Annotated in this window: 19 protein-coding genes; 12 read left to right on the plus strand and 7 right to left on the minus strand. The window is 73.0% G+C overall.

Annotated elements, in window-relative coordinates; translation table 11 throughout:
• Nucleotides 1-20: 20 nt before the first annotated feature.
• Nucleotides 21-2378 (plus strand): pyruvate dehydrogenase, encoded by a 2358-nt coding sequence (locus tag A8711_RS05215; protein WP_069087618.1) that lies wholly within the window; start codon nt 21-23, stop codon nt 2376-2378.
• A 339-nt stretch (nt 2379-2717) separates the two neighbouring features.
• Here the strand turns inward: A8711_RS05215 and A8711_RS05220 are convergent, their stop codons facing one another.
• From A8711_RS05220 to A8711_RS05230, 3 genes are read right to left on the minus strand one after another with little or no spacing between them, the layout of a single operon-like run.
• Nucleotides 2718-4337 carry a metallophosphoesterase gene (locus tag A8711_RS05220; protein ID WP_069087619.1) on the minus strand — a complete coding sequence of 540 codons (1620 nt, stop codon included), beginning with the start codon at nt 4335-4337 and terminating at the stop codon, nt 2718-2720.
• Nucleotides 4338-4390: 53 nt separating this feature from the next.
• Nucleotides 4391-5566 (minus strand): sorbosone dehydrogenase family protein, encoded by a 1176-nt coding sequence (locus tag A8711_RS05225; protein ID WP_043326037.1) that lies wholly within the window; start codon nt 5564-5566, stop codon nt 4391-4393.
• A 45-nt stretch (nt 5567-5611) separates the two neighbouring features.
• Entirely contained in the window at nt 5612-7417 is a 1806-nt protein-coding gene (locus A8711_RS05230) for a SpoIIE family protein phosphatase (protein ID WP_069087648.1), read from the minus strand.
• A gap of 142 nt (nt 7418-7559) precedes the next feature.
• Here A8711_RS05230 and A8711_RS05235 point away from each other — a divergent pair, with 142 nt between their 5' ends.
• Nucleotides 7560-8486, plus strand: a complete 927-nt coding sequence (locus tag A8711_RS05235) for a 2-hydroxyacid dehydrogenase (protein ID WP_064446986.1) — start codon at nt 7560-7562, stop codon at nt 8484-8486.
• Here A8711_RS05235 and A8711_RS05240 read toward each other — a convergent pair.
• Nucleotides 8480-8863 carry a PH domain-containing protein gene (locus A8711_RS05240; protein ID WP_069087620.1) on the minus strand — a complete coding sequence of 128 codons (384 nt, stop codon included), beginning with the start codon at nt 8861-8863 and terminating at the stop codon, nt 8480-8482. The two genes, A8711_RS05235 and A8711_RS05240, sit on opposite strands and share 7 nt — an antisense overlap.
• 379 nt (nt 8864-9242) lie before the next feature.
• On the opposite strand from A8711_RS05240, the gene A8711_RS05245 reads away from it, so the two are divergent.
• Nucleotides 9243-11600, plus strand: coding sequence for a GGDEF domain-containing protein (locus A8711_RS05245; protein WP_255365598.1), 2358 nt, complete (start codon nt 9243-9245; stop codon nt 11598-11600).
• Nucleotides 11601-11611: 11 nt separating this feature from the next.
• Here A8711_RS05245 and A8711_RS05250 read toward each other — a convergent pair whose 3' ends face one another.
• Nucleotides 11612-12637 (minus strand): LacI family DNA-binding transcriptional regulator, encoded by a 1026-nt coding sequence (locus A8711_RS05250; protein ID WP_069087622.1) that lies wholly within the window; start codon nt 12635-12637, stop codon nt 11612-11614.
• A 339-nt stretch (nt 12638-12976) separates the two neighbouring features.
• Here A8711_RS05250 and A8711_RS05255 point away from each other — a divergent pair, with 339 nt between their 5' ends.
• The 6 genes from A8711_RS05255 to A8711_RS05280 all read left to right on the plus strand — a co-directional run bounded on the left by A8711_RS05255 (nt 12977) and on the right by A8711_RS05280 (nt 20744).
• Complete coding sequence (locus tag A8711_RS05255; protein ID WP_069087623.1) at nt 12977-14260, plus strand: ABC transporter substrate-binding protein; 1284 nt, start codon at nt 12977-12979, stop codon at nt 14258-14260.
• Nucleotides 14261-14330: 70 nt separating this feature from the next.
• Entirely contained in the window at nt 14331-15332 is a 1002-nt protein-coding gene (locus tag A8711_RS05260; protein WP_069087624.1) for a carbohydrate ABC transporter permease, read from the plus strand.
• The gene (locus tag A8711_RS05265) at nt 15329-16189 is read left to right on the plus strand and encodes a carbohydrate ABC transporter permease (RefSeq protein ID WP_069087625.1); all 861 of its coding nucleotides are present in this window, start codon (nt 15329-15331) and stop codon (nt 16187-16189) included. Before A8711_RS05260 ends, A8711_RS05265 begins: the two co-directional genes overlap by 4 nt.
• Nucleotides 16186-18633 carry a glycoside hydrolase family 2 protein gene (locus A8711_RS05270; protein WP_069087626.1) on the plus strand — a complete coding sequence of 816 codons (2448 nt, stop codon included), beginning with the start codon at nt 16186-16188 and terminating at the stop codon, nt 18631-18633. Before A8711_RS05265 ends, A8711_RS05270 begins: the two co-directional genes overlap by 4 nt.
• Nucleotides 18634-18714: 81 nt before the next feature.
• Nucleotides 18715-19053: a helix-turn-helix transcriptional regulator gene (locus tag A8711_RS05275; RefSeq protein ID WP_069087627.1), complete on the plus strand. Its 339-nt coding sequence runs from the start codon at nt 18715-18717 to the stop codon at nt 19051-19053.
• Nucleotides 19050-20744 (plus strand): SulP family inorganic anion transporter, encoded by a 1695-nt coding sequence (locus A8711_RS05280; protein WP_069087628.1) that lies wholly within the window; start codon nt 19050-19052, stop codon nt 20742-20744. Before A8711_RS05275 ends, A8711_RS05280 begins: the two co-directional genes overlap by 4 nt.
• On the opposite strand, the gene A8711_RS05285 is transcribed toward A8711_RS05280, so the two are convergent.
• On the minus strand, nt 20741-21424 hold the full coding sequence (locus A8711_RS05285; RefSeq protein WP_069087629.1) for a DUF4386 domain-containing protein: 684 nt from the start codon (nt 21422-21424) through the stop codon (nt 20741-20743). The two genes, A8711_RS05280 and A8711_RS05285, sit on opposite strands and share 4 nt — an antisense overlap.
• Before the next feature lie 85 nt (nt 21425-21509).
• On the opposite strand from A8711_RS05285, the gene A8711_RS05290 reads away from it, so the two are divergent.
• The 3 genes from A8711_RS05290 (at nt 21510) to A8711_RS32375 (ending at nt 24099) form a co-directional block, all read left to right on the plus strand.
• Nucleotides 21510-22214 carry a TetR/AcrR family transcriptional regulator C-terminal domain-containing protein gene (locus A8711_RS05290; RefSeq protein WP_083296933.1) on the plus strand — a complete coding sequence of 235 codons (705 nt, stop codon included), beginning with the start codon at nt 21510-21512 and terminating at the stop codon, nt 22212-22214.
• 219 nt (nt 22215-22433) lie between these two features.
• Nucleotides 22434-23828, plus strand: coding sequence for a stress response protein (locus tag A8711_RS05295; RefSeq protein WP_069087631.1), 1395 nt, complete (start codon nt 22434-22436; stop codon nt 23826-23828).
• A gap of 97 nt (nt 23829-23925) precedes the next feature.
• Nucleotides 23926-24099: a hypothetical protein gene (locus tag A8711_RS32375; RefSeq protein WP_166455563.1), complete on the plus strand. Its 174-nt coding sequence runs from the start codon at nt 23926-23928 to the stop codon at nt 24097-24099.
• Nucleotides 24100-24175: 76 nt separating this feature from the next.
• On the opposite strand, the gene A8711_RS05300 is transcribed toward A8711_RS32375, so the two are convergent.
• A complete protein-coding gene (locus tag A8711_RS05300) occupies nt 24176-24886 on the minus strand; it encodes a hypothetical protein (protein WP_069087649.1) in 711 nt (236 codons plus the stop codon).
• Nucleotides 24887-24892 lie beyond the last annotated feature (6 nt).

Below are 24892 nucleotides of genomic sequence, written 5' to 3' on the forward strand. Positions count from 1 at the left end.
GACGCCCGGATGGAGTCACCGTGAACCAGCACGACCTCGACGTCCTCGACGAGATCCAGCGCCGGGTGCTCTGGCTCGCCACCCGCATCGTCGACGCGGCCAACCACGACCGCGACACCGGCGACGGGGTGAAGGTCGGCGGCCACCAGGCGTCGAGCGCCTCCCTGGTGACAGCGATGACCGCGCTCTGGTTCCAGCACCTCGACGCCGAGGACCGGGTCGCGGTGAAGCCGCACGCCTCGCCGGTGTTCCACGCCATCCAGTACCTGCTCGGCAACCTCGACAAGTCGTACTTGCCGAAGCTGCGGGCGCGCGGCGGCCTCCAGTCGTACCCGTCGCGGACCAAGGACCCGGACGAGGTGGACTTCTCCACCGGCTCGGTCGGCCTGGGCGCCGCCGCGCCGCTGTTCGCCGCCGTGACCCGCCGCTACGTCGACGCGCACTTCGGCGCGCGCCCGCACTCCCGGTTCGTCGCCATCATCGGCGACGCCGAGCTGGACGAGGGCAACATCTGGGAGGCGGTCGCCGACCCGGCCACCACCGGCCTGGGCAACGTGATGTGGCTCGTCGACTTCAACCGGCAGTCGCTGGACCGGGTCGTCCCCGGCATCCGGATCAACCAGTGGCGCGGCCAGTTCGAGGCGGCCGGCTGGCACGTCGTGGAGGTCAAGTACGGCCGCAAGCTCGCCGAGGCGTACGCCCGGCCGGGTGGCGCGGCGCTGCGCGACTGGATCGACCGGATGCCCAACGAGCAGTACCAGTCGCTGTTCGGGCTGGCCGGCCCGGCGCTGCGCAAGCAGTTCCTGGACGGCGCGCCGGCCGAGGTGGCCGCGTTCGTGGCCGACATCGGCGACGACGAGCTGGGCCCGCTCGTCACCGACCTGGGCGGCCACGACGCGCAGGCGATGCTCGACGCGTACGCCCAGTGCGACGCGGTGACCGACCGGCCCAGCGTCGTGTTCGCGTACACGGTCAAGGGCTGGGGTCTGCCCATCGCCGGCAACCCGCGCAACCACTCGGCGCTGCTCACCACCGAGCAGGTCGACGCGCTGCGCGCCGCGCAGGGCCTGACCCCGGAGACCGAGTGGGACCGCCTCGACCCGGCGTCCCCGGCCGGCATCCGGGCCGGCGAGCGCCGGGAGGCGCTGTCCCGCCCGCCGCGCGAGCGGGCGCTGGGCGTCACCGTTCCGGAAACCACGCGGGTACGCGCGAACAAGCCGGTCTCCACCCAGGAGGTCTTCGGCCGGGTGCTGGTCGACCTGGCCCGCGATCCGCAGGTGGCGCCCTACCTGGTGACCACCGCGCCGGACGTGGCCACCTCGACCAACCTGGCCGGGTTCATCAACAAGACGGGCGTGTTCGCGCCGACCGAGCAGCGTTCCTGGACCGAGGACCGGATGCTGCGCTGGACGGAGAGCCCCGCCGGGCAGCACATCGAGCTGGGCATCTCGGAGATGAACCTGTTCCTGCTGCTGGGCCAGCTCGGCCTGTCGTGGGACCTGTCCGGCCAGCCGCTGCTGCCGGTGGGCACCGTCTACGACCCGTTCGTGCTGCGCGGTCTCGACGCGTTCCTCTACGGGACGTACTCCGGTTCCCGGTTCGTGGTGGCCGGCACCCCGTCCGGCATCACGCTGGCCCCGGAGGGTGGCGCGCACCAGTCCACCATCACCGCGTCGGTCGGCCTGGAGCTGCCCGGCGTGACGTTCCTGGAGCCCGCGTACGCCGGCAGCCTCGACTGGCTGCTCTGCGACGCGCTCGGGCAGATCGCCGGTGGCGCCGCGCCCGCCGCCACCGCCGCGCCGGCCGAGGACGGGGCGTACTACTTCCGGCTCAGCACCCGGCCGATCGACCAGGCCCCGTTCGAGGCGGCCCGGACCCGGCTCGGGGACGCGGTGCTGCGGCGGCAGGTGGTGGCCGGCGCGTACCGGCTCGTCGACGCGCACCAGGCGTACCCCGATCTGGCTGACGCCCCGGTCGTGCAGCTCGCGGCCTCCGGCGCGGTGCTGCCGGAGGTGCTCGCCGCCGCCGCGGAGCTGGCGGAGGAGGGCGTGGCCGCGCACGTCGTGGACGTGACCAGCCTGGACCGCCTCTACCGGGCGTGGCAGCGGACGCTGCGTCAAGGTGTGCGGACCGCGACGGTGCCGAGCGTGCCGGGCGCGCTGCGGTCGGCGTTCGCCGACCGGGTGCCGGTGGTCACCGTGCACGACGCGGCCTCGCACGCGATGGCCTGGCTCGGCTCGGCGGTCGGCGCCCCGGCGGTGCCGCTCGGCGTGGACGAGTTCGGCCAGTCCGGCAACGTCCGGGAGCTGTACGAGTTGCACGACCTGCTGCCGGGCAGCATCGTCAACGCCGCGCTGGCCGCGATCGCGCTGCGCTGACCGCGCCGGGCTGGTCCGGCTCGACCCGGCGGCGCGGCAGGCCGTGGTGGTCACGGAACGTGACAGATTGGCCCGATTGCTGAGAGTGACCGTCTCCGGCGACCCGGGCGATCGCCTCTCGCCGCCTTTGCTCTGCAGCCACATCCGCAGCATCGCCCTGAGCTGGGGTGCGGCGAAGAGTGCCCGCGGCGCGCGGCCGTCCGTGCGGTCACTCCCGGTGCCTGCCGCGCCGATGGCTGCAGAGCAAAGGCGGCAGCAGGACATGCCAGTGCCGGACGGGTCGGTGACACGCGGTGACCGGGCGTCCGCGCGGCAGGCGGCCGGAGAACGCCCGGACGGTCAGCGGGTGGGGGCGGCGGTGGGGCTCAGGGTGGTCGTACCCGGCGACGGCGACTCGGAGGGTCCCCGGGTCGGGGTCGGGGTGACCGGCACCTGGTCGCCCTTGGCCGGGTCGCGGATGACGTGCCGCTCCAGGTTGACCTGTGACTGCCCGGTCCCGCCCACGGTGATCTCGTCGTAGGCCTGGAGCAGCTTCTGCTGGTCGAAGTAGAGCACCGTCATGGTCAGCGGCGTCGGCTTCTCGCCCTCCAGGCCGCGCAGCCCGGCCCCGCCGGTCGAGCCCTCCACCATCAGCGTGGTCGGCTGCTTGCCGGGCACCTCCGGCAGCTTCGACACCTGCCGGGCGTGGGTGTGCCCGGAGAGCACCAGCGGGCAGGTGCCGGAGAGCGGGCCGGCCGAGGCGGGATCGTGCACGAGCGCGATGTCGACCTTGCGCGGCGACTTCTCGACCGTCGCGGCGAGCTGTTCGCCGGCGCCGATCACCTGGTCGGCGACGGCGGCGGTGAGGCCGCTGCCGGCCGGTGAGGTCTCCTTGTCCGGAGTGAAGCGGGGGTCGCCGATGCCGGCGATGGTCAGCCCGCCCACCGTCGTGATCGAGTTGTTCAGCACAATCGCGTTCGGCTGCTGGGCCACCGCGGCGGCGGTGCGCGGCGAGTCGTGGTTGCCGCGGATGAACACGTACGGCTTCTTGAGCAGGCCGATCGAGCCGACGAAGGACGCCTCCGGCTCGCTGCCCCAGTCGGTCATGTCGCCGGTGTCGATGACCACGTCGATGCCGAACTGCTCGACCACGGTACGGATCAACTGCCAGCCGGTCGGGTTGAGGTGCATGTCCGACACGTGCAGGACCCGGGTGGTGCCCGGCGACGGCTGCACCACCGGCAGCGCGGAGACCGTGGTGTACAGCTTGCTGACGTTGCCGACCAGCCGCTGCAACTGCTCGGCGTACTTGGTGTAGTCGTTGGCGATGCGCCGCGCGTCACCGACGATCGCGGGCGCGTTCACCAGCAGGCCCTCGTACCGTGGCTCCTCGATCGCCTGCGGACGCAGCGTCGTCGCGGCCACTCCGAGGCTGCCGGCGGTGATGACGAGCGCCAGGCCGCCGGCCCAGGCGGTACGGCGCACGTCGCGGAAGACCAGCGCGGCCAGGATCAGCGTGGCCAGCACCGCCGAGGCGAGCGTACGCAGCCCGAGCCGCATCACGCCGTCGCGGACGTCCTGCACCGCCGACTGGCTGGCCCGGCTGATGCTGGCCGGGTCGTCGATCAGCGCCTCGGTGCGCCCCTGGTCGAGCGCGCCCACCTCGACGGTCAGGTACGCCGGCCCGTCGTGGCTGTCCAGCAGCAACGCGCCCAGCGGCGGGATGTCGACGGTGGTGCCGCCGCTCAGTGACGGGCTGAGCTTCAGCTCGGCCCGGAACGGGCCGATGTCGGTGCCGACGTGGCCGCCCGCGTACGTGCCGACCACGATGCCGCCGAGCGTGACCGCGAACAGGGCCAGCACGACACCCAGCCGGCGCAGCCGGTGACCCGGCCGCCACGCCGTCCAGCGGCGGGCAGGCCCGCGCCCGGGCGACGTCTCGTCCCCCGCGCGGTGCTCTTCGTTGTCGTGGCCGTCCATGCTGAGATCCTGACCTGCCCCTTGAGCGATCTTGACAAACCTGCCGACCCGGATCAGCTCCGGCCGGCGCCCCCGTCGGCGAAGACCAGCCGCAGGAGGCGGTCGTCCTCGGCGGCGGGCCGGCCCCGCCCGTCCCGGTTCGAGGTGCTCACCCAGAGCGAGCCGTCCGGGGCCACCGCCGCCGCCCGGAGCCGGCCGTACTTGTCGTTGAGCAGGTCGCGCGGCTGACCGAGGACGGTCCCGTTGCCGGCCAGCTCCACCAGCCACAGCCGCTGCCCGCGCAGGCAGGCGGCGACCAGCAGCCGATCCACGGCGGCCAGGCCGGAGCAGGAGGCGTCACCGGTGGGCCACTGCGTGATCGGGTTGACGTAGCGCCTGTCGTCGCTGCGCCCCTCCACCCGGGGCCACCCGTAGTTGCCGCCCTTGTTGATCGGGTTGATCTCGTCCCAGGTGTTCTGCCCGAACTCCACCGCGTACATCTTCTTGTCCGGCGTCCAGGCGAAGCCCTGCACGTTGCGGTGCCCGGTCGACCAGACCGGCGACCCGGCGGTCGGGTTGCCCGGCGCCGGCTTGCCGTCCGGGGTGATCCGCAGGATCTTGCCGCCGAGGCTCTTCGCGTCCTGGGCGTTCTCGGTGCGCCCGGCGTCGCCGGTGCTGGCGTAGAGGAGACCGTCCGGGCCGAAGCCCAGCCCGCCGCCGTTGTGCGTGCCGGCCTTCGGGATGCCGGTCAGGATCGGCGTCGGCGCCTGCCCGAGCCGCATCTTGGCGATCCGGTTGTCGTTCTCGGCGGTGTAGTAGACGAAGATCGTCCGGTCCCGCTCGTACGCCGGCGAGACCGCGATGCCGAGCAGACCGCCCTCGCCGCCGGCGGCCACGTCCGGCACGGTCTGCACCGGCCGCACGGCCAGCCCGTCCGGGCCGGACTCCGGGCCGACCTGAAGGATCCGCCCCTTGTCCCGCTCGGTCACCAGCGCCGCGCCGTCGGGCAGGAACGCGATGCCCCACGGCACCTCCAGGCCCTTGGCCAGCACGGTGGCGACCACCTGCTGGCCGGCCCCACCCGGGCTGGCGGTGCTGGACGGGCTCGGCAGGTTGGGCGGCGCGCCGGCCGGGTCCGGCTCGGGCTCGCCGAGGGCGCAACCGGCGCTGCCCAGCAGCAGCGCCGCGCAGGACACCGCCAGCGCCGTGCGGAGCCGGCGGGCACGGGGGTACGGAAGACGCGCTCTCACCCGGCCCAGCCTAGCCGGGCGAAGCGCCGAACCGGGCCGCTCAGCTCAGCCGGCACGCAGGGCGAGCAGGGCCACGTCGTCCTCACGGCGGTGGGCGGCGGCGAGCAGCCGGTCGCAGAGCAGGTCCAGCGGTACGCCCGGCCCGTCGGCGCGGAGATGGGCGAGCAGGTCGGCCTGTCCCTCGTCGATCGACCGGTCCCGGCGCTCGATCAGCCCGTCGGTGTGCAACAGCAGCGTGTCGCCGGGGGCGAGGACCAGTGTCCGGCCGGTACGCCGGGGCGCCCGGGCCAGGCCGAGCAGCGGCCCGCGTCCCTCGGCGACCGAGACCGTGCCGTCCGCCCGGACCAGCACCGGTGGGGGATGCCCGGCGTTGCACCAGGAGACCCGCAGCCCGTCCCCGTCCGGGCGGATCCGGGCCAGCACCGCGGTGGCGACGGTGGGCACCCGCAGCCCGCCCATCGCCCGGTCGAGCTGGGCCACCAGCAACTCCACCGGGTCGTCGCGCCCGTACGCGTTGCCGCGCACCAGGTTGCGCAACTGGCCCATGGTGGCCGCCGCCTCGATGTCGTGACCGGCGACATCACCGATCGCGGCCACCAGCTCGCCGTCGGGCTGGACGAACGCGTCGTACCAGTCACCGCCCACCTCGACCCGGTCCGCGACCGGCAGGTAGCGGGCGGCCAGCTCGATCCCCGGCACCGTCGGCAGGGTGGGCAGCATGCTGTGCTGGAGCACCTCGGCGACGTGGCGCTGCTCACCGTAGAGGCGGCTGTTGCCGACCGCCTGTCCGGCGCGTACCCCGATGTCCTGCGCGGTGCGCAGGTCGCTGTCGTCGAAACCGCGCCGCCCCTGGCGGTTGACGAGGGTGACCGCCCCGATCACCCGGTCCCCGGCGGCGGTGATCGGCACGGTCAGGTGGGAGCCGATGCCGAGCCGGTCGGCGAGCGGCACCAGCTCCGGGCGCGTGGTGCCGCGCGCCACGTCGTCCAGTCCGGCCACGGCCCGCACCGCCGGCCGCCCGGTACGCAGCACCGAACGGATCTGCGACTCCGCGCTGAGGCCGGTCGTCAGCAACTCGGCGAAGCGGGCCAGGTCGGCCCCGCGTTCGGCCTCCCGGTGCACGCCGGTGACGGTGCGCGGGCGGCCCGCCGGGTCGACGAGCGTGATCAGGCACCAGTCGGCGAGCAGCGGCACCATCGCGTGCCCGAGCCGGTCGACGGCAGTGGCCACGTCCAGCGTGCCGCCGAGCATCTCGCTCATCCCGGCCAGCATGGCGAGCCGGTCGTGCGCCTCCTCGGCGCGGCGGCGGGCCTGCTCGGCGCCGCGGACCGCGATGCGCAGCCGCAGCTCCGAGGAGCACGCGGCGGCCAGGTCGGCGAGCGTACGCAACTGCTCGGGGGTCCAGGCCCGGGGCTTGCTGTCGATCGCGCAGAGCGAGCCGAGTACCCGCCCGTCCAGGTCGGTGAGCGGCATTCCGGCGTACGCCACCACGCCCAGGTCCTCGATGGCCAGGTTGAGGCGTACCCGGGGGTAGAGGCGGGCGTCGGGCAGCACCAGCGGCATCTCGATGTCGACGACGTGCTGGCAGAACGAGTGGCTCAGCGGTGTCTGCCGGCGCGCCGCCCAGGGCTCCGGCAGCCCGGTCGCGCCGGGAAAGAACTGCCGGTCGGCGTCGACCAGGGAGACCAGCGCGACCGGCACGTCGAGCAGGTCGCCGACCAGGCGGGCGAACCTGTCGAACGCCTCGTCGGGTACGGCGTCGAGCCGCGTCTCGTCGAGCGCACGCAACCGGTCGGGATCGGTGAGCGCGGCAATCGGCACGGCCACCCGGCCCCGGCCGTCCTCGCTCATCGCCACCGCCCTCAGCAAGCGGAACACCCGACCGGCATCCCGTCCTCGGTTATACCCCGCTGCACTGTCAATCGACCCCGGGCGGGGCGTTCGTCACGGCCCACGCCATGCCGGCCCGGGGCTGCCGATATGGTCGGCGGTCGTGAAGGCATGGATCCCGCACCCCGAAGGCCTCCGGCTGCTCGGCGAGCTGCCGCCCGGCGTCACCGTGGAGCTGCTGGAGGACCCGGAACGGCCCCCGTCGTCCCCGGCCGGGGTGCGGTTCTGGGTACCGCCGTTCCTGTCCGGCCCGGACGCCGGCGCGTTCCTGGCCCGCCTGCCGGACGTCGAGGTGGTGCAGCTGCTCTCCGCCGGCGCGGACGCCTGGGTGGGGCGCGTACCGGACGGTGTGACGCTCTGCGACGCCCGGGGCGTGCACGACTCGCCCACCGCCGAGTGGGTGGTGGCCGCGATCCTCGCCTCGCTGCGCGGGTTCGCGCCGCTGGCCCGGGCGCAGGCGCGGCGCGAGTGGGCGTACGACGAGGTGGCGCCGACCGACGAACTGGCCGGTAAGCGGGTGCTGATCGTGGGCGCCGGCTCGATCGGCACGGCGGTGCGTGACCGGCTCGCCCCGTTCGAGGTGAGCTTCACGCTGGTGGCCCGTACGCCGCGCCCGGACCAGGGTGTGCACGGGGTGGACGAGCTGCCCGCCCTGCTGCCGGAGGCGGACGTGGTGGTGCTGCTGGTGCCGCTGACCGACCGGACCCGGGGGCTTGTCGACGAGAAGTTCCTGGCCGCGATGCCGGACGGCGCGTTGCTGGTGAACGCCGCACGGGGGCCGGTGGTCAGCACCCCCGCGTTGCTCGCCGAGCTGACCTCGGGGCGCCTGCGGGCGGCGGTGGACGTCACCGACCCGGAGCCGCTGCCCGCCGACCATCCCCTGTGGGAGCTGCCGAACCTGCTGCTCACCCCGCACATCGGCGGCTCGGTACGCGGTCTGCTGCCCCGGGCGTACCGCCTGGTGGCCGAGCAGCTGCGCCGGCACGTGGCCGGGGAGGAGCTGACGAACCGGGTGGTCGACGGCTACTGAGCGCTCGCCTCACCGGGCAGCTCCTGCCCGGTGACGGCGATCAGGTGGGGCAGCTCGGTGGCGCGTACCGCCGGCAGCATCACCACCTCGCCGTCGTCGAGCCGGGCGAGCGCGCGGCCCCGGGCGTCGCCGGCCAGTTCGGTGACGCGCGTCCACGGCACCCGGCGTTGCCCGGCGATCGCCCGCAGCCGCAGTTCCGAGGCGTCGGCGTCGGTGCCGGCGCGCCACGCCCAGACCGCGACGGTGAGCGGGACGAGCAGCACCCAGAGCAGCCACCAGCGGGCGGAGGCCAGCGGCAGCGCGCCGATGGTGGCGACGATCGCGGCGACCAGGATGGCCTGGTTGTGTCGGAAACGGACGGTATCGGCACGGCTCACCCTCCGATGATCCCACCCGGCCGACTCCCGCCACCCCGCGCCCCGGCAGCCCCGGCGGCCCCGTCAACTCCGGAGATCTTGGTACGTCTCCGCCCTCCCGAGGGCGACTGCGTACCAAGATCTGGCGCGGGCGGGTCGTGCGATGGAGATCTTGGAAGGAAACGGTCCTCATGGTGGCCCTTTGCTTCCGAGATCTCGTCGGGAGGCGGGGGTGTGACGGATGTCACTGGTGGGATGACGTCACCGGGCGCTTCCGGGATCGTTTCTAGGCGTGGCCGCAGCGGTCCCCGCCGATGCGTCCCGCCCGCCCCGACCCCGCACGTCGTAACCGCGAACCGCAACCGCACCGCCCCCGTGCCCCCTCACGAAGGCGACCGCCGTGCCCGTCCCTCCTCCCGCCGGTCCCCGTCGGCGGCCACCCCTGCCCGATGTCGCCGTGTCGCTCACCGGCGCGGCCTTTCTCCTGGCGGGCGTCGCCGGGCTCCTACCCGGTCCGGCCGCGACCGCGCTCGCCGTCGCCGGTGGATCCGCGCTCGCCTGCGTCCGGCTCGCCTGGCTGGCCGGCGGAGCGCTGCCCGCTCCGAGCGACCTCGCCCCGAACGCGCCGCCGACCGTCGACGCCCGAACCGCCGAATCACCAGCCTGGAGCGCCGAAACCGGCCCACCCGAGCGCCGGGACGCACTCGCGGCGGGCGTGACGACCGGGCGGCAGGCGCGCCGGGTCGCGTTGTCCCGCCGGGTCGCCGCGATCCTCGACGCCGCCGTCCTGGTCGCCGGGCTCTCCGTGGCGGTGCTGCCGCTGAGTGATCCCGCGTACCGGCTGCCGATCGCGCTGACCGGGCTGTGCCTCACCGCGCCGCTGCACGTGACGGCGCTGCTGCGCCTGCCCGGCCGGTCCCGGCTGTCCGGGCCCGAGCTGGTACGCCGTACCGTCGACGTGCTCGCGCTCGGCGTCAGCCTGGTCTTCGCCGGCTGGATGCTGCTGCCGGGCGGCCCGGTCCCGGCCGCCGCCGGGATCGCCGCGTCGGGCGGCGCGGTGGTGCTGGCCGTGCTCGTGGTGGCGGCCCTCGCCGAACGTCACCGCCGGCCGGGCGCCGCACGCTGTCACGCCGGGGCCGCGCTGACGCTCGGCGGGCTGACGCTGCTTGTGGTGCTGCTGGCGTACGGCGCGCCGGACCGGGCGCTGCCGGTCGTCGCGGCGCCGCTGCTGGCGGGGGCGCTGCTGACCGTCGCGGGCCTCCGGCGTGCCTGGGCCGGGGAGCGGCCGGACCGGGACGTGGCCCCGGCCGCCTGGCCCCGCCTCACCGCGCCGGCCGGGATCGCCGCGCTGGCCGCCGGTGTCCATCTGTGCTTGGTGGGGGAGTTCAGCACCGGCGCGATGGCTCTGGGCCTGACGGTCGTTCCGCCGATCATGGTGGGTGAGCTGCTCGCCGCCGCGGACCAGCGTCGCCGGGTGCAACGACTGGCGGCCCGGGAGGCGTGGCTGCGGCGCCGTCTCGGGCCTGATGCCCGGGCCGTCGAGCCCGCGCCGCTGACGCGCGCGGATCTGGTCCGGGCGTTGGCGCAGCGCAGCGGTGGCGCCCTGCTCGTGGTCGACCTGCACGGCGAGGGCGCGGCCGTGCCGGAGGGGCCGGTGCTCACCGAGGTCGCGCGCCGGCTCCGAGCCGGCGTCGAGGCGCACGACCTGGTCGCCCGGCTGGGCGACACCGAGTACGCGGTCCTCACCGATGTCGGGCCGGTGCTGGCGTACGCGCTCGGCACCCGGCTGCTGGCGGCGCTGACCGAGCCGTACCCGCGGCCGGGCGGGGTGGCCCGGGTGCGGGTGAGCGTCGGGCTGGCCGAGACCGGAAGCGGCGAGCCGGAGGACGTGCTGCGTCAGGCCGACCTGGCCCGCCGCCGGGCGGTGCAGCTCGGCCGGGACCGGGTCGAGTGGTACGACGCCTACCTGGAGGAGCAACTGGTCCGGCGCCTGGATCTGGAACGGGAGCTGCCCGGCGCGGTGGCGCGCGGTGAGCTGGACCTGGTCTACCAGCCGGTGGTGGCGCTCGCGGAGCGGACACCGGTCGGCACCGAGGCGTTGCTGCGCTGGCGCAGTCCCACGCTGGGCACCGTGCTGCCGGCGGAGTTGCTGCCGGTGGCGGCCGACCTCGATCTGGTCGGCGAGATCGGGCGGTGGGTGGTGGACCGGGCCTGCCGCCAACTCGCCGCGTGGTCGGGGGGCGGCCGGGAGCTGTGGATGGCTGTCAACGTGACGCCGCGTGAGCTGGCCGCGCCGGACTTCGTGGCGCGTACGGCGACCGCGCTGGCCGCGTACGACGTGTCGCCGGAGCGGCTGGTGGTGGAGGTGGCCGAGCCGGGGGTGGGCGCCGAGTTGTCCACCGTGGTGGCCCGGCTCGCCGGTCTCCGCTCGATCGGCGTGCGGACCGCGCTCGACGACTTCCGCGCCGAGCACGCCTCGCTCGCCCAGCTCCGCCGCCTGCCGATCGACCTGCTCAAGGTGGGCCCGCATCTGGTCCGGCCGGGTGGGGACGGGCAGCGTCCGCTCATCGACGTGGTGGCGAACCTGGCCGACCGGCTCGGGGTCGAGTTGGTGGTCGAGGAGCTGGAGTCGGAGGGCCAGGTGGCGGGCGCGCGCCGGGCCGGCTGCCGGTACGGGCAGGGCTTCGCGCTGGCCCGCCCGGCGACCGCCGAGCGGGTCGAGGCGTGGTTCGAGGAGTTCCCGTCCGCCGCCCGCTGAGCTGAACCGGTTCAGCGGTCCGTCGTACGAGGTGGGGCCGTGCTGCCGCGCGGCGTGAGGTGCGCGGTCTCGTCCTGGACCACGGCGGCCGGCTCACCCGCGATCACGGCGAGGAGCTGCCGGGCGGCGTGCGCGCCGTACGCCGGGATGTCCCGGCCCAGCGCGGTCAGCGGCGGGTGCACCAGCCGGCAGAGCGGCGAGTCGTCCCAGGCCACGATGGACAGGTCGCCGGGGACGGCCAGGCCCATCTCCTGGGCCACCGAGAGCCCGGCGATCGCCATCACGTCGTTGTCGTAGATCACCGCGGTGGGGCGTGCGGCGGAGCTGAGCAGCCGGCGGGTCGCCCGCGCGCCCTCCTCGCCGGTGTAGTCGGACCAGACCGTCTGCGCCTCCTCCAGCCCGAGCCGCCGGCACACGCCGGTGAACGCCTCGGTGCGGATCTCGGTGTGCAGCAGCGAGGGCAGCCCGCCGACCCGGGCGATGCGCCGGTGGCCGAGCGCGACCAGGTACTCCACCGTCTCGACCAGCGCCGCCGCGTCGTCGGCCCAGACGCTCGCGAGGCCGCCGGTGTGGCCGGGGCCGCCGATCACCACCGCCGGCAGTTGCAGCTCCTCCAGCGCCGGCACCCGCCGGTCGTCGGTGCGCAGGTCGCAGACGAGCACGCCGTCGACCCGGCGCTCGGCCCACCACCGCCGGTAGACCGCGATCTCGGCGTCCTGGTCGCTGACCACCTGGAGTGTGAGCGCGTACGAGCGGGCCGACAGCTCGGCCTCGACGCCGCTGATCAGCTCCATGAAGAACGGCTCGATGCCGAGTATCCGGGCGGGGCGGCACAGCGCCAGCCCGACCGCCTTGGCGGTCGCCCCGGACAACGCGCGGGCGGCGCTGCTGGGCCGGAACCCGATCTCGGCGGCGATCGCGAGGATGCGCTGGCGGGTCGCCTCGGAGACGCCGGGCTGGCCGTTGAGCGCGTACGACACCGCGCCCTTGGAGACCCCGGCGCGCCGGGCGACGTCGGCGATGGTCGGCCGCTTCACCGGAGCGTTCCTCCACTGTGTCCGGCCCTCGCGGGCGCTTCCGGTCGCCGGATCACCGGCGTCTGGTGACGCTACTGCACGCGGTGCCGGGTCCGGGTGCCGCGGGCGGCATCGGTGGACCGCTTCCGGCGGCAGTCGCTTGTGCGGTTCAGCTTAGAGCGCGGACCCGACGAGACCGCCCGCAGCGTGGTCGTGAGCGGCGGCGAGGTTACCGGATCGGCACATCGGTAACCGGCCGTTGACAGTCGTGAATGGGAACCGTACGGTGGCGTCACTTATCCGGTTCAGTCAACGTCTCTCGATATTCGGGAGCGTTCCCATTTCGGCGCGGAGGATGAGATGAGACGGTCCTGGACGCACCTGGCGCGGGTGACCGCCGTCGGTGCCGTCAGCCTGGTCATGATCGCCGCCTGCAGCGGCAGGAGCACCACCGGCGGCTCCGACCCGGCCGGTGGTCAGGTCACGCTGAAAATCAACTTCTGGGGCGACTTCGGGCTCCAGGACCTCAAGGCCAGGTACGAGGCCGAACATCCGAACGTCAAGATCCAGCTCAACTCGGGCGAGTACAACGCCCAGCACGAGGACCTGCAGAAGAAGCTCGTCGCGGGCAACGGCGCGCCGGACATCGCGGCGATCGACGAGGGCTTCATGGTCCAGTTCCGAAGCCAGTCCGACAAGTTCGTCAACCTGCTCGACAAGGGCGCCGGCTCGTACGAGAGCAAGTACCTGCCCTGGAAGTGGAAGCAGTCGCTGTCGGCGGACGGCAAGACGCAGATCGGCCTCGGCACCGACGTCGGCGGCCTGGCCATGTGCTACCGCACCGACCTGTTCAAGGCCGCCGGCCTGCCCACCGAACGCGACCAGGTGTCAGCGCTCTGGCCCACCTGGGACAGGTTCATCGAGGTCGGCCAGCAGTACACCACCACGACGAAGAAGAAGTTCATCGACGCCGGCACCAACCTGTTCAACCCGATCCTCGGTCAGCAGCCGGTCGGGTTCTACGACGAGCAGGACCAGCTCCGGATGGAGCAGGGCCCGAAAGTCGCGTTCGACTACACGGTCAAGGCCGTCGGCGCCGGGCTCTCGGCGAACCTGGTCAGCTTCCAGGCCGACTGGGACAAGGGCTTCACCAGCGGCGCGTTCGCGGTGCTCGCCTGCCCGGCCTGGATGCTCGGCCACATCAAGGACACCGCGCCCGGCACCGAGGGCAAGTGGGACATCGCCGCGGTACCGGGTGGCGGCGGCAACTGGGGCGGATCGTTCCTGACGTTGCCGAAGCAGGGCAAGAACGTCGACGAGGCGTACAAGCTGCTGACCTGGCTGGTCGCGCCGGAGCAGCAGATCGAGATCTTCAAGAAGGTCGGCAACCTCCCGTCGCAGCCGGCGCTCTACACCGACCCGGCCATCGCCGACTTCAAGAACCCGTTCTTCAACGACGCCCCGGTCGGCCAGATCTTCCCGAAGATGGCGCAGGGCCTCACCCCGCAGTACCTGGGCCGCAAGAACGGCCCGACCCGGGTGGCGGTGGAGAACGTGATCCGGCGGGTGGAGAACAAGTCGCTCAAGTCCGACGCCGCCTGGAACGAGGCGGTCAAGGAGGCCGAGAAGGCCGCGAAGTCCTGACGTGTCAGCGGTGACGGGGCGGCCCGGCCCGCCCCGTCACCGTCCGATCTCCCGGCCCTGGAGTGAACAGATGTCCAGCACCCGTGCCGCACCGCCCCGCCGCCCACCCGCGCCGCAGGGCGGCAGTGCCGGCGACCGGCGGATGACCTGGCGCGACCGGCTGTACCGCTTCGACATGCGCTACATGCCGTACCTGATGATCGCGCCGTTCTTCCTGCTCTTCCTCGTGTTCGGGCTGTTCCCGCTGCTGTTCAACGCGGTCGTGTCGCTGCGCAACTACCGCCTGGACGACCCGACGCTGCCGTACTGGGCGGGCCTGGAGAACTTCAGCCGCCTGGCCGCCGACGAGGACTTCTGGAACGCCCTTTACAACACGTTCGGCATCTTCCTGCTCTCCACAGTGCCGCAACTGCTGCTCGCGCTGCTCGTCGCGTCGCTGCTCAACCGGAAGCTGCGGGCGCAGACCTGGTGGCGGGTGGGTGTCCTGCTGCCGTACGTGACACCGATCGTGGCCTCGACGATGGTGTTCAGCGTCTTCTTCTCCCGCGACTTCGGCATGGCCAACTGGGTGCTCGGCCTGCTCGGCATCGGCGGTGCGGACGACCCGATCGACTGGCGGGCCGGCAAGCTCCAGGCCTGGATCGCCATCGCCACCATGGTCAACTGGAAGTGGATCGGCTACAACGCGCTGCTCTACCTGGCCGCCATGCAGTCCATCCCGCGCGACGTCTACGAGGCCGCCGCCATCGACGGCGCCGGGCAGTGGAAGCAGCTCTGGCGGATAACCGTGCCGATGATCCAACCGGTGGTCCTGTTCACAGTCATCCTCTCCACCATCGGCGGGTTGCAGTTGTTCACCGAGCCGATGCTGTTCGACCCGAACGCGCAGGCCGCCACCGGCGGGCCGGACGGCGAGTGGCAGACCATCGCCCAGCTCATCTACAAGGTCGGCTGGAAGGACCTCAACCTCGGCTACGCCGCCGCCATGTCCTGGGCGTTGTTCCTGATCATCCTGATCGTGGCCGGCCTCAACTACCTGCTGACCAACCGACTCTCCGGAGGCCGCCGGTGACGACCCGACGTGTGGTGGCCCGGGCCCCGCAGGACACCCCGGCCGGGCTCTGGACCTACCTGCTGCTCGCGGTCAGCATGCTGTTCGCCGCGTTCCCGCTCTACTGGATGTTCGTCATCGCCACGAGCAACGACGAGGCGCTGGCGAAGCTGCCACCCGCGGTGGTCCCCGGCGACCGGTTCCTCACGAACGTCGAGGAGGTCTTCTCCCTCCAGGACGTCTACTTCGCCGCGTCGCTGATCAACAGCGTCATCGTCTCGGTGGTGGTGACCGCCTCGGTGCTGTTCTTCTGCTCGCTGGCCGGCTTCGCGTTCGCCAAGCTGCGCTTCCGGGGCAGCCGCGCGCTGATGCTGTTCGTGGTGCTCACGCTCACCGTGCCCAACCAGCTCGGCATCGTGGCGCTCTACATCGTGATGGGCAAGCTCGGCTGGAACGGCACGCTGCTCGCGGTCATCGCGCCCGGCCTGGTCACCGCGTTCGGCGTGTTCTACATGCGGCAGTTCATCCTGAACACCGTCCCGGACGAGCTGATCGAGTCGGCCCGGGTCGACGGCGCCACGACCATGCGGGTGTACGCGACGATCGTGCTCCCCGCGATCCGCCCGGCGCTGGCGGTGCTCGGCCTGCTCACGTTCGTGGCCACCTGGAACGACTTCCAGTGGCCGCTCATCACGCTCAGCGGCACCGACTACCCGACGTCGATGGTGGCGGTCTCCGACCTCGCAAGCGGCAACTACGTGATCTACCGGCGGGTGCTCGCTGGTGCGTTCATCGCCACCGTGCCCCTGCTGGTCATGCTGTTCATCGGTGGACGTCAGATCGTCCGCGGAATCATGGAAGGCGCGGTGAAGTCGTGAGCCGTCGAACTCTGCTGCACGAGGGATGGACGCTGCGGGCCGAGCCCGGTCCGGCGGTGCCGCCGCAGATCGCCGGGACGGCGGTGCCGGCGACAGTGCCCGGATGCGTGCACACCGACCTGCTCGCGGCCGGCCTCATCCCCGACCCGTACCTGGACGACAACGAGAACCGCCTCACCTGGATCGGGCGCACCGACTGGGTCTACGAGACGACGTTCGGATGGCAGCCCGGCGACGAAGAGCGGGTCGACCTGGTCTGCGCCGGCCTGGACACGGTCGCCACCGTCACGCTCAACGGCGTCGAGGTCGGCCGCACCGAGAACCAGCACCGCTCGTACCGCTTCGACGTCCGCGCGCTGCTGCGCCCGCACGGCAACACCCTGGCCGTACGCTTCGACTCCCCGTACCGGTATGCCGAGGCGCACCGGGACCGGCTCGGTGACCGGCCGAACGCGTACCCGGAGCCGTTCCACTTCATCCGCAAGACCGCCTGCAACTTCGGCTGGGACTGGGGACCGACGCTCGTCACCGCCGGCATCTGGCGCGACATCGGCCTGCACGCCTGGTCCACCGCCCGGCTCGCGTCGGTGCGGCCGATCGTCACCGTGGTCGACGGCGTCGGCCGGGTGGAGCTGCACGCCGAGGTCGAGCGGACCGGCGACGAGCCGCTGACCGTCCGCGCCACCGTCGCCGGGGTCACCGCCGAGGTCCCCGTACCGGCGGGGGAGCGGACCGCCGTCGTGACGCTCACCGTCGCGGGCCCCGCGCTGTGGTGGCCGATCGGGTACGGCGACCAGCCCCGGTACGACCTCGACGCCACCCTGCACGCCGCCGACGGCCGGGAGTTGGACGCCGCGTCCCGCCGGATCGGGTTCCGTTCGGTACGCCTGGACACCACGCCCGACGCGCACGGCACCCCGTTCGCGCTGCACGTCAACGACGTGCCGGTGTTCGTCAGGGGCGTCAACTGGATCCCCGACGACGCGTTCCCGAACCGGGTCACCCGGGAGCGCCTCGCGCAGCGGTTCGGCCAGGCGGCCGGCGCGCACGTCAACCTGCTGCGCGTCTGGGGCGGCGGCCGGTACGAGTCGGACGACTTCTACGACCTGGCCGACGAGATGGGATTGCTGGTGCAGCAGGACTTCCTGTTCGCCTGCGCCGCGTACCCGGAGGAGGAACCGTTCCGCACCGAGGTCGAGGCGGAGGCGCGCGAGCAGGTCACCCGCCTCGCCGGGCACCCGTCGCTGGTGCTCTGGACCGGCAACAACGAGAACATCTGGGGCTGGCACGACTGGGACTGGCAGGAACCCCTGGCCGGGCGCACCTGGGGACGCGGCTACTACCTGGAGCTGCTCCCCGCCGTCGTCGGGGAGCTGGACCCGACCGTCCCGTACTGGCCGGGCAGTCCCTGGTCCGGCAGCGAGGAACTTCACCCCAACAACCCGGCGCACGGCACCACGCACATCTGGGACGTGTGGAACACCGACGACTACACGCGCTACCGGGACTACGTGCCGCGCTTCGTGGCCGAGTTCGGCTACCAGGCGCCGCCCGCGTACGCGACGCTGCGCCGGGCCCTCTCCGACGACCCGCTCGCGCACGACTCGCCGGGCATGACGCACCACCAGAAGGCAACCGACGGGGACGGCAAGCTGCGGCGCGGGCTCGACGCCCACCTGCCGCCGCCCGCCGACTTCGACGACTGGCACTACCTCACCCAGCTCAACCAGGCCCGCGCCATCCAGCTCGGCGTGGAGCACTTCCGCTCGCACCGGCCGGTCTGCGCCGGCACCGTCGTGTGGCAGCTCAACGACTGCTGGCCGGTCACGTCGTGGTCGGCGATCGACGGCGACGGGCGCCGCAAACCCCTGTGGTACGCGCTGCGCCGCGCCTACGCCGACCGGCTGCTCACGGTGCAGCCGCGCGACGGCCGGCCGGCGCTGGTGGCGGTGAACGAGACCGCGCAGGCGTGGCGCGGGCCGGCCACGGTCACCCGGTTGACAGTCACCGGGGAGCCGAGGGCGAAGACCTCGGTCGACCTCGACGTCCCGGCGTACTCCTCGGTCGTGGTGGAACTGCCGGCGGAGCTGGCGCGGCCGGACGACGGCCGCGCGGAACTGCTCGTCGCGGACGCCGGGGACGCCGCGGAGCGCGCGCTGTGGTTCTTCGCCGAGGACCGCGACGTGCGGTGGCCGGCGGCGGAGTGGGACGCGGCGGTCGAGCCGGTGGACGGCGGCCGGCGGGTCCGGGTGACCGCGCGGACGGTGCTGCGCGACCTGACGCTGTTCCCGGACCGGCTGGACCCGTCCGCCCAGGTCGACGCGGCCCTGGTGACGCTGCTGCCGGGGGAGAGCGTCGTCTTCACGGTGAGCACCACGTGCCCGCTGGATGCCGAGGCGCTCACCTCCCGGCCGGTGCTGCGCTGCGTCAACGACCTGGCCTGAGAGGGACGCCGTCCATCTCCATCGATGTGAAGATTTCTGCAAGTGCTAAAGTCTTCAGAGTCGTCGTCGGAGGGGTGTGTCGTGTCGGTGCCGCTGTACCAGGCCAAGGCGGAGCTGTTCCGCACCCTCGGACACCCCGTGCGCATCCGGGTGCTCGAACTGCTCCAGGACGGGCCGAGACCGGTCCGCGACCTGCTCGCCGCCATCGACGTGGAGGCGTCCAACCTCTCCCAGCAGCTCGCCGTGCTGCGCCGCGCCGGCATGGTCACCTCGTACCGGGACGGCCCCCTCGTCATGTACGCGCTCAGCACCCCCGACGTCGCCGACCTGCTCGCCGCCGGTCGGCGCATCCTCGGCGCGGTCCTCACCGACCGGGACGGCCTGCTGGACGAGCTGCGGGCCTCGGGGACGGACCGGTGAGCGCGGCGACTGCCCTTCGCGCCGGTGACGTCGTACGGCAGACGGGCCGGCTGTTCCGCGGGCTGCTGCCCGGCCGGGCCGACTGGGCGGCGGCGCGCCGTTCGCCCCGGCGCGACCTGCTCGCCGGGCTCACCGTCGCCGTGGTGGCGCTGCCCCTGGCGCTCGCCTTCGGCGTCACCTCCGGCCTCGGCGCGCAGGCCGGCCTCGTCACCGCCGTCGTCGCCGGAGCGGTCGCGGCGGTCTTCGGCGGCTCCAACCTCCAGGTCTCCGGCCCCACCGGAGCGATGACTGTCGTGCTGGTGCCGGTGGTGCAGCAGTTCGGCGCCGGTGGCGTGCTGATGGTCGGCGCGCTGGCCGGGCTGATCCTGATCGCGCTCGCCCTGGCCCGCCTCGGCCGGTACGTCCGCTACCTGCCGTCCCCGGTGATCGAGGGGTTCACCGCCGGCATCGCCGTGGTCATCGCGCTGCAACAGGTGCCGGCCGCGCTCGGCGTCACCGGCGCGCACGGCGAAAAGGTGTGGGCGGTGGCCGCCGACGCGGTCGCCCGGTTCGCCGCGCATCCCCGGCCCGCCGCGATCGCTGTCGCGCTCGGCGTGGCGGCGCTGATGCTGCTCGGCGGCCGGTGGCGGCCCGCCGTGCCGTTCTCCCTGGTCGGGGTGGCCGCCGCGACGCTCCTCGCCGAGCTGGCCCCGATCGACCTGGCCCGGATCGGCGAGCTGCCGCAGGGGCTGCCCGCGCCGTCGCTGGACTTCGTCGACCTCGGCGCGCTGGGCGTACTGCTGCCCAGCGCGCTCGCCGTGGCCGCGCTCGCCGCGCTGGAGAGCCTCCTCTCCGCCACCGTGGCCGACGGCATGACAGTCGGCGAGCGGCACGACCCGGACCGCGAACTGTTCGGCCAGGGCCTGGCCAACCTCGCCTCCCCGGTCTTCGGCGRCATCCCGGCGACCGCCGCCATCGCCCGTACCGCGGTGAACGTCCGCGCCGGGGCGTCCTCGAAGCTCGCCGCGCTCACCCACGCGGTCGCCCTCGCCGCGATCGTGCTCGCCGCCGCCCCGCTCGTCGGGCGCATCCCGCTGGCCGCCCTGGCCGGGGTGCTGCTCGCCACCACCGTCCGGATGGTGGAGGCCGCCTCCCTGCTGGCGCTGATGCGGGCCACCCGCGCCGACGCGGTGGTGCTGGTGCTGACGTTCGCCGTCACCGTCATCTGGGACCTGGTGACAGCTGTGGTCGTCGGGCTCGCCGTCGCGGTCGTGCTGGCGCTGCGCGCGGTGGCCCGCAGCGCCAAGCTGGAACAGGTGCCGCTGGACACCGGCGAGCACAGCGCCGAGGAGCACGCGCTGCTCGCCGAGCACATCGTCGCGTACCGGCTGGACGGGCCGCTCTTCTTCGCCGCCGCGCACACGTTCCTGCTGGAGTTGGCCGAGGTGGCCGACGTGCGGGTGGTGATCCTGCGGATGTCCCGCGTCTCCACCATCGACGCCACCGGCGCGCAGGTGCTCGGCGACGCCATCGCCCGGCTGCGCGCCCGGGGGATCACGGTGCTGCTCTCCGGCATCACCCCGGGCCACGACCAGGTGCTCAGCACGCTCGGCGTCGCCGAGGAGCTGCGCCGCGAGGGCCTGGTGTTCGCGGACACCCCGGCCGCCATCCGGTACGCCCGGGGTGTCGCCCTGGCCGCGAGCCCCGCCTAGGCTGCGGTCGCCCTGGCATCCGTCTCCGCGCGCTTTCGCACGCCGAAGATGATCAGGTAGCCGAGGATCCACACCTCGCCCACCGTGGCGGGCACCACCAGCAGATCGCCGACGATGCCGGCGCCGGGGGCGAGGTACGCGACGAACGTCATGAGCACGTAGCCGACGCCACCGGCGACGAGGAGCCGGCCCAGCGGTCGGGGCAGCCAGCCCGACCGGAGCGCGCACCAGCCCATCGGCACCAGCCAGAGCCCGAAGAAGAGGCCGCCCACCTCCCACAGGTTCCCGCTGACCAGGTAGAGCAGCTGGACCGTGTCGGCGTCGCCCGGCCCGCCGGTCGCCACCCCCAGGGCCGTCGCGAGCACTGCGGCGCTGCCCAGGATCGCGACCGCGTTGACGAGCCCGAAGGCGGCGATGCTGCCCGATGCGGTGCTGTCGACAGTGCGGAACAGGCGGTGGAACCAGACGGCGGTGAGCGCCTGGGTGAGGACGACGAGCAGTTCGAGGGCGACGCCGACGCGGGCCAGCGACTCGTGGGCCACCAGGTTGGCGAACGTCGCGCCCGCGTCGTCCGGGTTGAAGATCATCGGCCGGACGGTGAGGAACCCCAGCGCGCCGGTGACGGCGAGCCCGAGGTAGAACAGCCCGGTCACCCGGGCGGTACGGATCAGCTGGTGCATGGCGGCTCCTTCGGGGGTGAGCGACGCGGTGGCGGGGCTTGCCTTACGCCGTAAGGCCAACCATACGTTGTAAGGTCAAGGGGAGATGGGGAGCCGGATGGGAGCGCGGAAACCTCGGGAGCCGCTGAGCCGCGAGCGGGCCCTGGCCAGCGCGATCGCCCTCGTCGACGCGGAAGGGATGGAGGCGCTCACGATGCGCCGGCTCGCCGCCGAACTCGGCGTCGAGGCCATGTCGCTCTACCACCACCTACCCGGCAAGGCCGGACTGCTCGACGGCCTCGTGGACGCGGTCGCCACGGAGATCACCTCGGCCGCCGAGCGTGCCGAAGCGGACGCGCCCGGCGGCGACTGGCGGACTCGGCTACGGCTGCGCTTCCTCGCCGCGCGCGCGGTCATGCTGCGGCACCCGTGGGCCCCCGCGCTGCTCAGCTCCCGCCCGACCGTCCCCGCCGGGGTGTACGCCTACTACGACGGCATCCTCGCCACGCTCGTCGACGGCGGCTTCTCGTACCGGATCGCCCACCGGGCGCTGCACGCGTTCGGCAGCATGGCGCTCGGCTTCGCCCAGGAGGTGTTCCGCCCGGACGCGGGCGGGGCGGCCGACGCCGCAGCCGCGGAAGCGGAGATGGTGGCGCTGGCCGAACGGCTGCCGCACCTGGCCGCGATGGTGGCCGCCGAGACGCACGACGCGGCCGATCCGACGCTGGGCTGGTGCGACTCCCAGACCGAGTTCGAGTTCACCCTCGACCTGCTCTTCGACGGCCTCGAACGACACCTGCCGAGCCATTGACCCGGCCTGCGCTATTCGCAGTCAGGTATCGGACTGAGAAGCCGACGAAAGCCGAACTGATGAGACAGCGTATCCGTCCGGCATTCGCTTTCGGCCGGGACGGATCGCTCGACATCCGACCGGTCAACTCTTTCCGTTCGTACACGCCAATTGTCGCGCTGCTTTCCAGCTGGCCTCGCGAGTAACTTCTCGTACCACCGCATTCACGAGGAGTCACTTATGTCTGAGGAAACCTGGCTCGCGGCGCGTCTGATTCCCACCTCGGGTATCAATGGCGCCGAGGAGCAGGAACGCCGGGCGACCTCCGCCCTGCTGGCGGTGATGAGCTCGGTACGGGAGTTCGGGCGTGTCCTGACCCAGTCCGTCGGCGCGCCGGCCGGAGTCGTGCAGACCTTCATCGAGGTTCCGTTCAAACTCGGAAACCAGCAACTCTTTCCGGACGGCCTCATCCGCGTCACCAGGGGGCAGCGCCAGTGGACCGCGCTCGTGGAGGTGAAGACCGGCAGTAACCCGCTGCGATCCGAGCAGTTGGAGGCCTACCTGGACATTGCGCGGGAGCAGGGATTCGACGCCCTCATCACGATCTCGAACGAGATCGCTCCCGTCCCGGGCCAGCATCCGACGACCGTCGATCGCCGGAAACTGCGCAGGGTCGCCCTGTATCACCTGCCGTGGACGGAGATCCTGACCCAGGCCGTGATCCAGAAGGAGTACCGTGGCGTCGCAGACCCGGATCAGGCGTGGGTTCTGGGCGAACTGATCCGATACCTCGAACACCCGCGTTCGGGCGCTCTCGAGTTCAGCGACATGGGGCCGGCCTGGGTGCAGGTCCGGGACGGGGTGTCGGCCGGGACATTGCGGGCCGGCGACGACGCGGCAGCGCAGGTCGCCGGGCGCTTCGACGCCTTGATTCGTTACGCATGCCTCCGACTCGGCCGGCAGTTGGGCACCGACGTGACCCCCGCGCTGAGCCGCCGCGACCTCGCCGATCCGGCCGCACGCACCCAATCGCTCGCCAACCAGCTCGCCAGCGCCGGCACCCTGAGCGGCAGCATCCGGATCCCGGGCGCGGTCGGGCATCTTCACGTGACGGCCGATCTGCGGGCTGGGCAGATCGTCTGCCACGTCGATGTCGACGCTCCGCGGTCAGGCCGTCCGACCACCCGGGTGAACTGGCTGGTCCGTCAACTGAAGGACGCACCGGACACGGTGCGGATCGAGGCGTTCGCCATGCACGCCCGGGGCGGTGGCGCCACCGATCTCCTCCGTCAGGTACGTGCCGAGCCGACGACACTCATCAACGATCCCTCGCGTGAACTTCGGGCTTTCCGGATCGCCCAGAGCGCAACTGCGGGAACCAAGCGTGGCAGTGGTCGGGGTGCCTTCATCGACTCTGTGCTGCACGCCATCGACGACTTCTACGAGCAGATCATCCAGAACCTCAAGCCGTGGATGCCCGCGGCACCCCGGTTGCGTACGTCGGAGGATGTGATCCCCGTTCAGCCGGTCGCTTCCAGCCTCGTCTCCACCGCCATCTCGTCCCAGGACAGCCCCGAGTTCGACACCCAGGGAACGCACGGGGGCTCCGGTTCCTCGGATCGCACCGACGAGTGATCCCACCTCTGCATGGAGCGCCGTGCGACGCCCCGCCGATGCGGACGTCCCACCGGACCGGCGGGTTCGGACAGCGTCGGACGGGTACCAGCACGGCATGACTGATCCGGTTGAGCTGTCCGAACTGCACGCCGGAGGCGCCGATCCCGACGACGTCATCCCGGACGAGCCGCACGCGGACCTGGACGGCACCGACGAGAACTCACCGGCGGAGTTCGGCCTGCCGATAGATGGCACCGCCCCGGCCGAGGAGGACCCCACCCAGCGGTGAGTGAAACGTCATGGGTGTCAAACGGGTCCCGAGACACCCATGACGTTCCACCCGATGGCCGAGGAGGCCGCGGGCGCTAGTTGGGCAGTGCGGCGAGGCCGGCCAGCAGTTCCCAGCGCTCGGCCTTGGTGAGCGCCGCGTACGCCGGCTCGTCGCGGCGGTCGGTGTCCGCCTCGATCGCCGCGCGTTCCGGGCCGTCCGGCAGCGCGCGGATCTCGTCGGCGGTCAGCCCGGCGGCCCGCCACGCGGCCCGGTGCGCGTCCGCGCGGTGGTGCCGCAGCGAGCCCAGCCGGGTCACGAGCAGCAGCGCCGGGGAGGCCCCTTCCGGCTCGTACGGCGGGGACATCGCCCGGAACACCGGCCCGCCGGTGGCCTGCGCGTGCGCCAGCACCCGGCCGACCAGGTCGGCGAGCCGGGGCACGATGCCCAGGCCGGGCAGCACGCCCGGCAGCATGGCCCACAGTTCCTCGGCGGCCTCGCCGGTGGCCCGCTGGGCGAACAGCGTCAGTTCCCGGCCCAGTTCGGTGAGGTGCCACGCGCCCTCGGCGTCCCGGACGACGACGCCCTGCGCCAGTTCCTCGTCCATGCTGCCGGACGTGTAGATCAGGCCGTCGGCCAGCGCCTCGGCGGGCATCGGCCGGGCCAGCACACCGGAGAAGAAGCTGTTCTCCGCACCGAGTGTGCAGCCCCGCTCGGCGTAGAACGCCTCCATCCGGGCGCGCGCTGCCCAGCGGGCGCCCACGTACACCCGGTCGATCGCCGGCCGGACCAGTCGCGCGTAACTCACCGTCGT

The sequence above is a fragment of the Micromonospora sp. II genome (assembly GCF_001709195.1).
Classification (GTDB): Bacteria; Actinomycetota; Actinomycetes; order Mycobacteriales; family Micromonosporaceae; genus Micromonospora; species Micromonospora chalcea.